Below are 13,428 nucleotides of genomic sequence, written 5' to 3'. Positions count from 1 at the left end.
CCGGGTCAGTCAATGGGAGGTCGACGACGCCGGAGAGGCTTCGATCTCCTCCAGGAGGGAACGTAACTCGTCGCGTAGTTCGGAGCGCAGATAGTCGCGGGTAGCCAACTCACCTATCTGCATCCGGATAGATGCGACCTCTCGAGCCAGGAACTCCATATCGGCGCGGGACTGGGCGGCGACACGACGGTCTTCAGCCATGGAAACGCGATCCCGATCTTCCTGCCGATTCTGTGCCAACAGGATAAGCGGAGCCGAGTAAGAAGCCTGTGTTGAGAAGAACAGGTTGAGCAAGATGAACGGGTACGGATCGAAGCGCAATTTGTATATTGCCACAAGGTTCCATATCACCCAGGTAGTGACGATCACGGTCATATAAACGAGGAACTTTGCTGTGCCCATAAACCGTGCGGTGGATTCGGCGAATTGCCCGAATTTCTCGGAGTCCAATTGGACTCGAGGTCGTTTGACCTTACGCGGTCCTGGAACGTCGAGGCGGTCGGCGTCATGCAACCGCTGATCGTTCTCAGCCATGGTTCACCTCCACAAGTTCGCCATCCATCTGGTCGCCGCGCCAATCGGGAGGCAGCAGATGATCGAGAAGATCGTCAACGGCCACAGCCCCAACCAGCTGGTTTGCCTCGTTGACGACCGGAACGACGACGAGGTTATAGGTAGCGAAGTAGCGACTCACCGCGCCAACCGGGGCATCGGTGCGCATCGGCTCAAGGTCAGAGTCGATGATCGCCGAGACCATCGTCGACGGGGGTTCGCGCAGCAACCGTTGCACATGCACTGCTCCCAGGTAACGGCCGGTGGGAGTTTCAGTGGGAGGACGGCACACGAAGACCATAGACGCCTCGGCGGGGGTGATGTCCTCATTACGTACTAAGGCCAGGGCGTCAGCGACGGTGGCGTCTGCGGCCACGATGACGGGTTCAGGGGTCATCATTGCTCCCGCGGTGAACTCGTCATAGGCCATGAGGGAGCGAACGTCGTCGGCGTCATCGGGTTCCATGCGTGCTAGCAGCTGGTGGGCGGTGGTATCCGGGAGTTCTTGAATGAGGTCGGCCGCGTCGTCAGGGTCCATCTCTTCGAGGATGTCGGCAGCTCGGTCGGGATCAAGGACAGTGATGAGGGAGACCTGCTCGTCTTCGGGAAGCTCCTCGATGGCATTCGCGAGCTGGTCGTCGTCAAGTGCCATGGCGACTTCAGCACGGCGGTGCGGGTTCATATCGTGAAGCTCCCGGGCCATGTCCGCCGGTTTCATCTCCTGCATTTCGGCAATGGTTCTCTCAGTGGACTGGCGGGATGCGAGTACCAGAGAGGGGACTTCGCGCCAGTCGACGATGATCGGGTTACTGGGAGCTTTGCGGATGAATCGACTGCGTCCCGATTCGGCAAGCGCTACTTCGTTAATTTCCCACTCGTGGCTGCGGACGGGAGCCATTGAGACGTCCATGACCCATACTGGCGTGCCATGGCGGTTGAAGGTGCGATCGAAGAGATCCTCGATAACGAGGGTTTCGGCGACTCTGCGGGAGAACACCCTGGTGTTGACGGTTCCCGAGATCATGATCTGCACTGCGTCAATGGCGTGCACGCGGACCATCGGGACGAAAATTCGTCGACGGGCAAACAGTTCGACGACGAGTCCGCGTACCAGCGGTGCTCGCCCAGGCGTACGCATCTGGATGACGACATCCCTCACCTTGCCCACCTGGTCGCCACTGGCATCCATGACGGGGAGACCGCGAATTCGGGAGATGAATACCGATTGGGACCTGTTCACCTCGCACAATCTACCCGGACGGTACGCGTAGACGCCGACACGCTGTCAGTGTTTGTCCGTAGACTGGCGGCCACACAGAGGAGGAAACAGTGACACTCAATGTAGCCCCAGGCAGGGCGAACGCTATGTTCAATTTGGAGTACCCGCAGTCGATTGTCGTTGTCGATGATTACGAGACGGCTCAGAAGGTGGTCGACCAACTGTCTGATAAGGAGTTTCCGGTTGAAAACCTCTGCATCGTCGGGACGGACCTCAAGACAATTGAGCGTGTTACCGGACGTCGTACCTGGGGGTCGGTGCTTGGGCAAGGAGCGGTGTCAGGAATCGGCATGGGTCTTCTCGTGGGTTTGATGATGATGTTCTTCACGACGGGTGAGGCCATCTTCCCCTTGCTGCTGACGGGACTCATTGTCGGCGTGGTGATTGGCATGATTACCGCAGCTATCACGTATTCGATGACTGGTGGTGAGCGTGACTTCAACTCTGTGCAGCAAGTTGTCGCAACGCACTACGAGGTGCTTGCTGAGCACAAGGTAGCTGCACAGGCCCGCGAAATGGTATCGAATATGCCGTTCATGCGGGCGAAGGCCTTCCAGAGCTGATGCTGTTTTAACGGGGGGCCTGCCCGTGGGCGTCCTCGGCGGTGGTGGCAGTATCAGACAGTCCACGCCGTTCGCCACCTGCGCCGGCCAACGGCGATTAGCATCATCGAGGAACATCATGACCGATACAACGAGGAATACCGTCCCGGCAGGAGCGGCGATTCTTTTTGCCGTTACCGCCATCGCCATTACGGTCACCTTGGCGCTGGGCTCGACAGTGTGTGCCACCGATGCCTCAGCGTCGTGCCCGAACTGGCCCGGGTGCTATTTCGGTCGTCTCACGCCGCTGGATGCTACCCAGCCGTGGGTTGAGTTCATTCACCGCGTCATTTCGGCCTCGGTGGGGTTGTTTGCAGTCGCCAGCGTCATCGTCGGTGTGGCGTATCGGCGCGCGGACAAACTGCTCGTCGTGCTCCCGGTTGTGGCACTGCTAGGGGCGTTGACGTCCGGCGTGTTCGGCATGATGACCATCAAGTGGGGGATCACGTCGGTCGAGGCCTCGTTCGACTTGCTAGCCGCGATTGTCTCGATGGGAGCTATGTGGCGAGCCTATTTTGTTGCGCGTAGGCCTGGGGCACCGTGGATGTGGAATGGGCGGACCAAACTTGGGGTTGGCGCTGTCGTCTTCCTCGTCGCAGGCCATTTCTTCGCTGTGCAGGTGGCTGGTCCCGGGTCGTTGACCCGGTGTATGGGTTGGGCGATGTTTGTGCGCGGTGCCGGGGACGGCCCCCTCGCTGGCTGGGTTGCTCAGCAGACTGTCACGGGAATCGGAATGCTGCTCGCAATCGTCTTCCTTGCGGCTCGCTGGGGGCGTCGCAATGGCTGGGACATTTTGTGCGCTGTGCTCATCGTCATTGAGCTCGTTGTAGGGGTGCTTATCGCGGCTCATGGATCTAACCACGGGCTGGGAACCCTCCATGCCGTCCCTGCTGTGCTCATCCTGTGCTTGACCATGACGGCGACGATGCGCAGTGCCAGGGGTTGAAAGGCACTGCGCATCGACGAAATCAGCGAGAGGTGCGACCCCAAATATCCGCTATCCATGCCTCGACGTCGTCGATCTGACGTGGGCAATCCTTGGACAGCCACTCGGGCTCGCCGTCAGTAATGCATAGGTCATCTTCAATGCGCACGCCGATGCCGCGAAACTCCTCGGGGACCAGCAGGTCGGTCTGCTTGAAGTAGATGCCCGGCTCGTTCGAGACGCACATGCCCTGCTTGAGCGGTCCAGAGTAATCCTGACGACGCGCCTGGTTACAGTCGTGGACGTCCAAGCCAAGGTGGTGTGATGTGCCATGAACCATCCATCTCCGGTGTTGGCCGCCCTCGGCTGACAGCGACTCCTCGACGCTGACCGGAAGGATGCCCCACTCGTGCAAGTACTCGCAGATGACGCGAATGGCAGCTTGATGAATTTCGGCGTGATCGTGGCCAACCTTCGCGACGGCAGCTGCCGCATCTTGGGCCTCAAGGACAGCCTGGTAGACGCGACGCTGGGCGGGGGAGAAGGTACCCGAGATCGGTAGGGTGCGGGTGATATCAGCGGTGTAAAGGGAGTCGACTTCAATCCCAGCGTCGATAAGGATGAGTTCGCCGGGCCGTAGATCACCGTCGTTACGCACCCAGTGCAGGGTATTGGCGTGGTCGCCGGCCGCGCAGATCGAGCCGTAGCCCACCTCATTGCCCAGATGACGGGCGACGCGTCCGAAAGTACCTTCCATCCAACGCTCGCCTCGACCCTTGCGGACGGCCTCCGGGATCTCAGCGATCATGGATTCAAACCCGACCTTGGACTTACGGCAGGCGTCCCGCAACTGTTCGACCTCCCAGTCGTCCTTACAGAAGCGGGCAGCCGAGGAGTATTCGTAGAATTCGTCGTCGGCGTCCTCAGAGCCCCGCTGACGCAATGAGTCGACGGTGGCAGTGACATTCTCGTCGGCGTCGCGAATGACGCGCACTGTGGTGTCTCCAGTCGACAACGCGTCGTTGAGTTGCGAGATGTCGCGGCAGACGAGTCCGGTCATGGCCGCCATCTCCTCCAGGGACTCTCGCTGGCCAACCCACATCTCACCGTAGGTCGGATCGGCATAGAACTCGCGGTCGGTGCGGGGTGCACGCGGCTTGAAGTACAGCACATCGCGGGTTTCCGCGGTGGTATCAATGACAAGAACCGCGTTGGGCTCCCGGTCGGTTCCTAAGCCCGAGTAGTAGGCGAAGGCAGTGTTAGGGCGGAAAGGGTAGTCGCAGTCGTTATTGCGGCGCATGAGATGGCCAGCGGGAACGACCAGGCGATCATGAGGAAAGCGGGCGGCTAAGGCATCGCGGTGTGCGGTAGCCGAAGGTACCGAGCTGAGCGGTTCAGGCAGCTCGTCAGAATAGGGGGCCCAGTCAGTAGGGATGAACTCGACGAAGGCCTTTGAGAACGGGGTTTGACGCTTGGGGACCTTCTGCTCTTCGGCCTGCTTTAGCTGATCGTCTAGCTCTGTGGACCTCGTCTCGGTCATATTCGGACCTCCGCTGATTGGTGAGTATCCCCTCCAGTGTAGGGCTCGGCGGAATGGACGTCTTGGGACCCAGCGGGCTTTTATGGGGCAGCAGGACGCAACGCCTGGGCGAAGAAGGTGCCATTACTTCGCAGCTTTCTTAGAGGTGCAGTGCAATAACGGGTGTTGATGTCCATGCCCATATTGAGCTGCGGCAGGATTGTCCGAAAGCTAATTGCCGGTAGCATCGGATCATTGCCGCGAGAGGTATGAGGCGCCTGAACTGGTACCAGGACAGGTCATTGCAGATACGCTCAGCGCCATGCCGTCTGGAGGTAGGCTGAGCCTCACATGTCAACCCTTACATGTCAACAGGGCCACGGAATGCAGGAGGCTAGCGTGAAAGCTGCGGCACAGGATCAGTGGAAACTTCTGGACCTTGCTCACACTGATCGGCTGATCGCCCAAGCTGAGCATCGCCGTCAGACCCTGCCTGAGTTGGCCGAACTCAAAGACCTTGCAGTGCAACGGCGAACGCTTGCGGAGGAAGTCGTAGCCAAGTCCACCGCTCTATCGGACGCCACCATGGAACAGGAACGCATCGAGGCCGACCTTAAACCAGCTCGCGCCCGAATGGAGCGCAACCAGAAAACCGTGGATGCCGGAAGCATCACCGATCACAAAGCGTTGCGCGGTTTGACAGAGGAAATTGAGCACCTTGGACGGCGCATCTCTCGGTTGGAGGACGCCGAGCTTGACGCCATGCAGGCTGTTGAGGACGCAGAACGCGCTCATGCCGACGCTGATCGACGTCGCATCGAGCTCGATGGCCATATCCGGACTGTATTGGCGTCTCGCGACGCCGGTCTCAAGGGCATCGACGACGAATTAGGTGAACTGCGACGGGTGCGTCAGACCCAAGCAGGAGGCATTCCCGCTGACCTCTTGAAGCTGTACGAACTTCTGCGCGAACGCACCGGCATGGGGTGTGCAAAGTTGGTCCATGGGGTATGTGAGGGATGCGGTATCGCCGCGAACGCCGCCGACCTGCGCAGGTATGAGGCAGCCGCCGACGATGACGTGGTGCGATGCGAGGAATGCGATCGCATACTTGTGCGCACGAGTGAGTCCAACTGAGACCGCCGTGTGGCGGTGATGTCGGAATATCCGTAGACTCGGTAGTCGGACGAGCCATCCGGGTGATCGCGGCAGCAGTGAGCTGTCGAGGAAAGTCCGGGCTCCATAGAGCAAGGTGGTGGGTAACGCCCACCCGGGGTGACCCGCGGGACAGTGCCACAGAGAATAGACCGCCGGCTTCGGGCCGGTAAGGGTGAAACGGCGGGGTAAGAGCCCACCGCGTCATCGGTGACGGTGACGGCATGACAAACCCCACTTGGAGCAAGGCCAAGAAGACCGTAAGGTCGCGGACGCGTTTGAGGGTTGCTCGCTCGAGCGTTCGGGTAGGCCGCGCAGCCGAAAGGCGGGAGGACGCCAGTAATGGTGTTCACAGATGGATGACCACCGGCCCCACTGGGGTTACAGAACCCGGCTTATAGGATGGCTCGTCCCGTCATACTCCTGGTCGAACGCGAGGGCTTAAGGTCGGCCGGGTCTTTGGGGTACTGCACTGGGAAGTCGCCGGGGATTGGGTACGAAATGATCCCGACGCGGATGCCGGATGCAGTTTGCTGGCCGCCGGGGCGTAGTCACAGGAAGGCCAAACGTCGATGGGGGAGAACACGCTTACAGGCTTACAGCTGAGCGTGATGTTGATGCGGCGCGGCATGGCTTGCCAACAATGAGGCGACGTTCTCGCACCGCTGATCCCAGGCCTCACGTCAGTGACACTGTGAGTGGCATCATCGACAAGTGCCGCACAGCTCACTCGATTGATCTTCGGATGAGCGCGCCCTATGTCGATGCCGCGTAGGACGGCTGCGTCGAATAGTCCGCAACCGGGAGAGACCATGACACCGAGTCCATTCCACTCCTCTTCCCCCAACCGCATTCCAGACCAGGCCCCGAAGCTAGATCGTCAGTGCGATACCCCAGACGAGCATCACTGTCGTCTACAGGTGGAGGACGTCACCGTCGTCGAACGACCAACCATGCGCCGAGCCATCGCTGGGACCATCGTTGGCAATCTCATGGAGTGGTACGACGTCGGTGTCTATGGATACCTGGCCGTGATCATCGGCCCCGTTTTTCTCCCTGACGCGGCACCGTCCGTCAAGAGCCTTTTCTCACTGGGCGTGTTCGCAGTGACCTTCATTGCACGGCCGCTGGGCGGGATTGTCCTGGGGCAGCTGGGTGACCGCTTGGGCCGTCACAGGGTGCTTGCTTTTACCCTCATCGTGATGTCGGCAGCGACTTTCCTCATCGGTGTGCTTCCTGATTACTCGACGATCGGGGTGTGGGCACCCATTTTGCTCATCACCTTGAAGCTCGTTCAAGGGTTCTCGACTGGCGGCGAGTACGCGGGGGCGACGACGTTCATCACCGAGTACGCTCCCGACAAGCACCGAGGGTTCTATGCTTCGCTACTTGATCTCGGGTCATATTTAGGGTTCGCCATTGGCGCGGCTGTCGTGTCGGCGCTGCAGCTCACTATGTCGGGGCCGGCAATGGAAGGATACGTGTGGCGTGTGCCGTTCCTTATCGCGTTGCCCCTTGGCCTGATTGCTATCTATTTCCGCTTGAAGATCGAGGATTCACCAGCCTACCTGCAGGCACAGGTAGGGGTCGCTAGCCGTAACCAGAATCCGACGAAGGGAATCGCAGACCTGGTACGCAGCTATTGGCGTGAAATCCTTACCGCCTTCGTCCTAGTCGCGGCCGCGAACACTCTCGGCTATGCCGTCACCTCATACATGCCCACATATCTGACGACGACACTTGGCTACGACGCCGTGCACGGAAACCTGTTAACTTTGCCGGTCCTTGTCCTCATGAGCTTGGGCATACCAGCGGCCGGGGCATTGTCGGATCGGATCGGACGCCGATCCGTGCTATTTAGCGCATCGGTGGGTGCGATCATCCTGTCGATACCGGCATTTTTGCTCATGATGCACGGGCAGCTGTGGTCGACTCTGGTGGGGCTCTTCATGTTGGCCGTGCCTGTCGCCCTGTACGTGTCGAACCTTGCCTCCGCGCTGCCAGCTCTATTCCCCACGTCATCTCGTTATGGAGGAATGGGAATGTCCTATAACCTCGCAGCTGCGCTGTTCTCCGGCACTGCACCGTTCATTATGGAGGCTTTGGTCACCGTCACAGGCGATCGGCTTGCTCCGGCATATTGGATTATCGGGACATCGGTGGCCGGGTTCATCGCTGTGCTTGTGATGAGGGAAACCGCCCGGAAACCGATGCCCGGTGCAATGCCCACCGTGCTCACCCTCGAGGAAGCTCATGATCTCGTGGCGAACCAGGATAATAACCCCGACTTGGACGTTGAGAAGGTACTGAGGGACGCCAGAAAACCCGATTGACGAGGCACAGGTGAGCCGGACTCGACCTGCCGTCGGGGAAGCGCTCATCGACGGCAGGTGAGATGCCGATTCCGGAGTCGACCGACCGGTCGACTCCGGGCACGTGAGCAATGGCCACTTAGCAGCAGCGCGCCTGAGGATTGCGGTCCTGACGATCGCATTGGTCACGCCAGAACGACTTTTCCGACATCGGCTCGTGACCAGTGCGACGGCACCATTCGAGGTAGTTGTCGTAGGCGTCGGCGCCGGTGACTCCGCGCACCCACCACCTCAGAGATGACCACCACCGCTGCCACAGCGGGTCAGTGGGCCGGTGCTGGGGAGCGGCGGTCATGCGTGCTCCTTGCTCTTGTGGACACTTTCCAGATCAAGCTCGGGGTGCTTTTCGTAGAACGCGTTCCACTCCGCCTGTAGATCCTTCTCGGCCTTGGTCGGAACGAGGCCGCTAGGCGCAAAGATCTTGGAGGCCTGCGCCGCATCTTCGGTGTCGATGATGTTGCGGCCGCGTAGTGCCTGGACGGTACGGATACAGGCAACGACCATGACGATGACGGCACAGACGACGAAGATGATCGACATCGTGCCTTGGACGGCTGTATTACCGACGACGGTGTGCATATCGTCGATATTCTTGGCTTGTCCCAGTGATGTCTTGCCCGCAGCGATCGCGCGCTTGTAAGCCATGTGGTTGGCCCAGTAACCGATCTTAGGATCAGGGGAGAAGATCTTCAGCCAAGACCCGTACACCGTGATGACAGCAGTGAACAGCATCGGCACGAAGATAATAAGTAGCCGCCAGGTATGGCCGGCCCGGGCAAACACCACCAAGCAGATCGACAAGGCGACAGCCGCCAGTAGCTGATTTGCGATGCCGAAGAGCGGAAAGAGGGTGTTGATGCCTCCCAACGGATCGGTGACGCCCATGAGCAGGATTGATCCCCAGCCAGCCACCATGATTGCGGTAGTCAGCCAGGAGCCCACCTTCCATGAGTGGTCCCTGAGGCGTGGCCAGAAGTTACCCAGCGCATCGGAGAGCATAAACCGCGCGACACGGGTTCCGGCGTCAACCGAGGTAAGGATGAACAGGGCCTCGAACATGATTGCGAAGTGGTACCAGAAACTCATCATGGCTTCGCCGCCGAAGATCTTGTGCATGATCGTCGCAAGGCCAACAGCCAGGGTGGGGGCGCCACCAGTCCGGCTGATGATTGAGGTTTCGCCAACGAGCTTGGCCGTCGTCGTTAGCGAGTTGGCGTCGGTGTGTACACCGGATAGTCCCAGCGAGTTGACGTAGGCGACGGCGGATTCCACGGTGTTTCCGGTAGCTCCGGCCGGTGAGTTCATAGCAAAGTAGATGCCGCGGTCCACCGACAGCGCGGCCACGAGAGCCATGATCGCTACGAATGACTCCATGAGCATGCCGCCGTAGCCGATAAGGCGCGCTTGGGATTCTTTCTCGATGAGCTTCGGAGTGGTTCCCGACGAAATCGTGGCATGGAATCCCGATAGCGCTCCACATGCGATCGTCACAAAGAGGAAAGGAAACAGTTTTCCGGAAAACACTGGGCCCGCCCCGTTCGTGGCGTAGACCGTCATTGCCGGCACACTAATGACCGGGCGAACGATGACGATGGAGATCGCCAACATGGCGATCACGCCGACCTTCATGAAGGTGGACAAGTAGTCACGAGGGGCTAGCAGCATCCATACAGGGAGCACTGCGGCGACGAACCCGTAAATGATGATTGCCCACGCTAGGAACGGCTTACTCAGGTGAAGGGCACTAGCAATGGCGGTGTTCTCGATCCAGGCCCCCGATGCGATGGCCAGCACGAGCAGGACAATGCCGATGATGGAGACTTCAAGGACCTTACCGGGACGCAGGTACCGCAAATAAAAGCCCATCAGTAGCGCGATCGGAATGGTTAAGCCGACGCTCCACACTCCCCACGACGAAGCGGCCAAGGAGTTGACGACGACCATCGCCAGGATGGCCACGATAATGAGCATGATCGTCAGTGTGGCGATGAGCGCTGCGATACCGCCGAAGCGGCCCAGCTCGTCCTTGGCCATCTGGCCGAGGGAACGCCCACCGCGTCTCATCGAGATGACCAGGACGAGGTAGTCCTGAACGGCGCCCGCCAAGATGACGCCGACAATGATCCAGATCGTGCTGGGTAGGTAGCCCATCTGGGCTGAGAGCACCGGGCCGACGAGGGGGCCAGCGCCAGCGATAGCGGCGAAGTGGTGGCCATAGAGGATGCGACGATCCGTGGGAACGAAGTCCCGACCGTTGTAGTCATATTCGGCTGGCGTAGCCCGGTTGTCGTCGGGATGGACGAGCTTGTCTTGAATGTATTTGCCGTAGAACCGGTAGCCGATGAAATACGAACCGACCGCCGCGAAAACGAACCAGATGCCGTTCACTGTTTCGCCGCGGCGCACGGCGAGCATCCACCAACCTAGTCCAGCGATTGCGGAAATGAGGATCCAGATCGTGACGCGCAGCGGTGTCCATCGTTGCTGATGGGCTCGTTCCTCATTCGTCAGGCTGACGGCAGGCATGCTTTCGGGGATGTCTGGGTGCTTACGAGGTGGGACGGTGCCCATAATGACCTCCAGTTGTCATTCGGTGCCATCGTGTGGTGCGACTATGCAGTGAGACCACACGATGAGGTCGTCGGGTGGTGAGGATCGTGCCGCCCATCCCCTGGTCCGGCGAAATCCGTTCGAAAGGCTACGCCATCGACAGGTCACTGGAATAGGTGGGCCATGGCGTGACGGGTAGGTGTGGCCCCGTTGCGCCGCCGTGGTGAGCCGCGACTACTTATATCATCCCTCTCAGGTAATATTTGAGACCTCGTCTCGCAGAGTGGTATGTTCTCAGCGTTGGCGGCTCACAGTGGTGAGTCGTTGGTGCTAGATCTTGGAGAAGAGAGCTCATGTGCGTGCGGATGTGTTGTTGTCACTAAAACACAGCTCCCATTCACGCCTATCTATTCCTGTCTCTTCCCAACCACCTAGGAGTATCCGTGAGCATGTCCGAAACGGATGCCGCGACTGATATCCCACCTGCCCGTGACGTTGTGTCGGGCAGTTCGCCGTCTCCCCTCAGTGGCGAAGCCAGCTCGAATCGGGTGCCGGCTGCCGATATTGGTCGGGTCGCACCGAGTGGAGTATGGGGTCGTCTGCGGCGCAATGGGTCAGCTATGTTCGGCGCAGTCATTGTGGTAGTGACAATTCTCGTGGCGGTCCTGGCCACGCCCATTACCCGGATGCTCGGTCTCGACCCATATAGCTACGATTTGTCGGCGCTCGATGCGAGCGGGTTGCCAGCCGGTCCGATGGGCGGGATCAGTATGGCCCATCCCTTTGGGGTGGAGCCCCAGACCGGCCGAGATCTATTCGCCATCGTCGTCGAAGGAACTCGAACGTCATTTTTCATCGGTATGGGGGCGACCATCCTTTCGATGATCATCGCCATCATCGTCGGGGTAACCGCTGGATACTTTGGCGGTTGGTGGGACGGTTTGGCGTCTCGTGGCACAGACGTCATCTTGGGATTCCCGCAGCTGGTGTTCATGATCGCGATCTCGGCGGTCATTCCTGCCACCGCGCCACGCGTGACAGTCATGGTCCTGATTATTGGACTGCTGGGATGGCCCTCTACGGCACGAGTGCTGCGCAGTCAAGCGATGTCGTTGCGGTCGCGCACGTTCATCCGCGCGACGCAGGCGATGGGGGCGAGTCAACTACACATTTTGGTGCGACAAATGCTGCCCAATCTGGTGGCCACAATCATCGTTTTCACCACTATCTCCATTCCTGGGAAGATTGGCGCGGAAGCCGCGCTGTCCTTCCTGGGAGTGGGCGTCACACCACCAACTCCGTCATGGGGCCGATCTATAGGATCGGCGGTGACGTGGGTCAATACGGATCCGTGGTATTTGCTGTTTCCTGGTGGTGCGCTCTTCCTGGTCACTCTGGCTTTCAACCTCTTTGGCGACGGCCTACGTGACGCTATTGATCCGAGGTTGGGTGAGGCCCGATGAATCGCGTACGTTTCCTTGCCTCTCGTCTGGTGCAGACCCTTGCCGTGCTCGTGGTCATCATTTTCATCACTTTTGCGATCTTCGAGTTTTCCCCGCTGATCCAGCTCAGTTGGCATGCGGTAAGCCGTGCACCCCAGAGAATCTAGCTCTCGCACGGTCCTATATGGGCTTAGATAAGCCGTGGTATCAGCAATTCTGGAACTACCTTTCTGGGATTGTTGCCGGAACTACATATGGGTCTGGGGCTGATGCTATTCACTGCTCAGCGCCATGCCTGGGGTACTCATTTCGGCTGTCGACGCCAGTCACCGATCTCATCGCAAACCGGCTTCCAGTCACCATATCTGTGGCTTTAGGGGCTGCGGTATTGTGGATGATTATTGGGGTGGGGACTGGCATCATTTCTGCCCTACACCGGGGTAGTGTTTTGGATCGCACGATTATGACGGGAACAGTCTTAGGGATTTCCTCACCGGCCTATCTGGTAGGCCTGCTCGGAATTCTGTTGCTTGGATTTAAGGCTGACATTGTCCCGGTGTCCGGATATGTGCCGTTTTCCGTGAGCCCAGTTGACTGGTTGTGGCATCTCGTCCTGCCCTGGACTGTGCTTGCCGTTCTCTCAGCGGCGGTGTACACCCGGATGGTTCGCAGTGAGATGCTTGAAACGCTTGATGAGGACTACGTGCGTACTGCTCGAGCTGCGGGTCTATCGGAACGACGCGTCCTTGCGAATCACGTGCTGCGCAGCATCTCTGTGCCTGTTCTTACCTATTTCGCCCTCGATCTGGGTGGATTATTGGGCGGCGCTGTTATTACTGAAAAAGTTTTCTCTATCCAAGGTCTTGGCGCATTGCTTATGGATGCAGTTGGGGCGACCGATATTCAGCTTGTCATGGGGGTCACATTAGTGGCTGCGCTAGCGATTATCGGAATGAACTTGCTAGCGGATATCGTCGTGGCAGCAATCGACCCGCGGGTCTGAATGTTGGCACTTCGCTGTGCAGAACAACA

At 59.2% G+C, this 13,428-nt stretch carries 12 protein-coding genes and 1 other RNA gene; 8 read left to right on the top strand and 5 right to left on the bottom strand.

From position 1 onward, the window contains the following. Positions 1 to 9: 9 nt before the first annotated feature. Together FYJ43_RS11405 and FYJ43_RS11400 are read right to left on the bottom strand one after the other, a co-directional pair. Complete coding sequence (locus FYJ43_RS11405) at positions 10 to 534, bottom strand: DUF1003 domain-containing protein (protein ID WP_154565003.1); 525 nt, start codon at positions 532 to 534, stop codon at positions 10 to 12. Then, a complete protein-coding gene (locus tag FYJ43_RS11400; protein ID WP_407643738.1) occupies positions 527 to 1,792 on the bottom strand; it encodes a magnesium transporter MgtE N-terminal domain-containing protein in 1,266 nt (421 codons plus the stop codon). The genes FYJ43_RS11405 and FYJ43_RS11400 overlap by 8 nt, the downstream gene beginning before the upstream one ends. A 125-nt stretch (positions 1,793 to 1,917) precedes the next feature. On the opposite strand from FYJ43_RS11400, the gene FYJ43_RS11395 reads away from it, so the two are divergent. Continuing rightward, positions 1,918 to 2,394, top strand: coding sequence for a general stress protein (locus FYJ43_RS11395; RefSeq protein WP_154565149.1), 477 nt, complete (start codon positions 1,918 to 1,920; stop codon positions 2,392 to 2,394). Between the two features lie 118 nt (positions 2,395 to 2,512). Beyond that, the gene (locus FYJ43_RS11390; protein WP_154564999.1) at positions 2,513 to 3,379 is read left to right on the top strand and encodes a COX15/CtaA family protein; all 867 of its coding nucleotides are present in this window, start codon (positions 2,513 to 2,515) and stop codon (positions 3,377 to 3,379) included. A gap of 22 nt (positions 3,380 to 3,401) precedes the next feature. Here FYJ43_RS11390 and FYJ43_RS11385 read toward each other — a convergent pair whose 3' ends face one another. Further along, complete coding sequence (locus FYJ43_RS11385; RefSeq protein ID WP_154564997.1) at positions 3,402 to 4,898, bottom strand: aminopeptidase P family protein; 1,497 nt, start codon at positions 4,896 to 4,898, stop codon at positions 3,402 to 3,404. A 378-nt stretch (positions 4,899 to 5,276) separates the two neighbouring features. On the opposite strand from FYJ43_RS11385, the gene FYJ43_RS11380 reads away from it, so the two are divergent. The 3 genes from FYJ43_RS11380 to FYJ43_RS11370 all read left to right on the top strand — a co-directional run bounded on the left by FYJ43_RS11380 (position 5,277) and on the right by FYJ43_RS11370 (position 8,365). Continuing rightward, positions 5,277 to 6,014 carry a zinc ribbon domain-containing protein gene (locus FYJ43_RS11380; RefSeq protein ID WP_326833618.1) on the top strand — a complete coding sequence of 246 codons (738 nt, stop codon included), beginning with the start codon at positions 5,277 to 5,279 and terminating at the stop codon, positions 6,012 to 6,014. 50 nt (positions 6,015 to 6,064) lie between these two features. Continuing rightward, an RNA gene (rnpB, locus tag FYJ43_RS11375) (RNase P RNA component class A) lies at positions 6,065 to 6,446 on the top strand. Between the two features lie 398 nt (positions 6,447 to 6,844). Beyond that, complete coding sequence (locus tag FYJ43_RS11370; RefSeq protein ID WP_154564995.1) at positions 6,845 to 8,365, top strand: MFS transporter; 1,521 nt, start codon at positions 6,845 to 6,847, stop codon at positions 8,363 to 8,365. Between the two features lie 118 nt (positions 8,366 to 8,483). Here FYJ43_RS11370 and FYJ43_RS11365 read toward each other — a convergent pair whose 3' ends face one another. Together FYJ43_RS11365 and FYJ43_RS11360 are read right to left on the bottom strand one after the other, a co-directional pair. Beyond that, a complete protein-coding gene (locus FYJ43_RS11365) occupies positions 8,484 to 8,699 on the bottom strand; it encodes a YbdD/YjiX family protein (RefSeq protein ID WP_154564993.1) in 216 nt (71 codons plus the stop codon). Continuing rightward, positions 8,696 to 10,975, bottom strand: a complete 2,280-nt coding sequence (locus FYJ43_RS11360; protein WP_154564991.1) for a carbon starvation CstA family protein — start codon at positions 10,973 to 10,975, stop codon at positions 8,696 to 8,698. Before FYJ43_RS11360 ends, FYJ43_RS11365 begins: the two co-directional genes overlap by 4 nt. A 428-nt stretch (positions 10,976 to 11,403) precedes the next feature. Here FYJ43_RS11360 and FYJ43_RS11355 point away from each other — a divergent pair, with 428 nt between their 5' ends. Genes FYJ43_RS11355 through FYJ43_RS11350 form a run of 3 tightly spaced genes read left to right on the top strand, consistent with a single transcriptional unit; the run spans position 11,404 to position 13,399 of the window. Further along, entirely contained in the window at positions 11,404 to 12,417 is a 1,014-nt protein-coding gene (locus FYJ43_RS11355) for an ABC transporter permease (protein WP_154565146.1), read from the top strand. Then, a complete protein-coding gene (locus FYJ43_RS12375; RefSeq protein WP_229771770.1) occupies positions 12,414 to 12,563 on the top strand; it encodes a hypothetical protein in 150 nt (49 codons plus the stop codon). The genes FYJ43_RS11355 and FYJ43_RS12375 overlap by 4 nt, the downstream gene beginning before the upstream one ends. Beyond that, complete coding sequence (locus tag FYJ43_RS11350; protein WP_229771763.1) at positions 12,527 to 13,399, top strand: ABC transporter permease; 873 nt, start codon at positions 12,527 to 12,529, stop codon at positions 13,397 to 13,399. Before FYJ43_RS12375 ends, FYJ43_RS11350 begins: the two co-directional genes overlap by 37 nt. The last annotated feature ends 29 nt before the right edge of the window (positions 13,400 to 13,428 follow it).

The organism is Cutibacterium porci, from assembly GCF_009696315.1.
In the GTDB taxonomy this organism is placed as follows: domain Bacteria; phylum Actinomycetota; class Actinomycetes; order Propionibacteriales; family Propionibacteriaceae; genus Cutibacterium; species Cutibacterium porci.
The sequence above is the reverse complement of the archived record's forward strand: the minus strand, read 5'-3'. Positions and strand labels throughout refer to the sequence as shown.

Coding starts and splice junctions, on each gene's coding strand:
- FYJ43_RS11405 (WP_154565003.1), bottom strand. CDS start 534: ATGGCTGAGAACGATCAGCGGTTGCATGACGCCGACCGCCTCGACGTT.
- FYJ43_RS11395 (WP_154565149.1), top strand. CDS start 1,918: ATGTTCAATTTGGAGTACCCGCAGTCGATTGTCGTTGTCGATGATTAC.
- FYJ43_RS11390 (WP_154564999.1), top strand. CDS start 2,513: ATGACCGATACAACGAGGAATACCGTCCCGGCAGGAGCGGCGATTCTT.
- FYJ43_RS11385 (WP_154564997.1), bottom strand. CDS start 4,898: ATGACCGAGACGAGGTCCACAGAGCTAGACGATCAGCTAAAGCAGGCC.
- FYJ43_RS11370 (WP_154564995.1), top strand. CDS start 6,845: ATGACACCGAGTCCATTCCACTCCTCTTCCCCCAACCGCATTCCAGAC.
- FYJ43_RS11365 (WP_154564993.1), bottom strand. CDS start 8,699: ATGACCGCCGCTCCCCAGCACCGGCCCACTGACCCGCTGTGGCAGCGG.
- FYJ43_RS11360 (WP_154564991.1), bottom strand. CDS start 10,975: ATGGGCACCGTCCCACCTCGTAAGCACCCAGACATCCCCGAAAGCATG.
- FYJ43_RS11355 (WP_154565146.1), top strand. CDS start 11,404: ATGTCCGAAACGGATGCCGCGACTGATATCCCACCTGCCCGTGACGTT.
- FYJ43_RS12375 (WP_229771770.1), top strand. CDS start 12,414: ATGAATCGCGTACGTTTCCTTGCCTCTCGTCTGGTGCAGACCCTTGCC.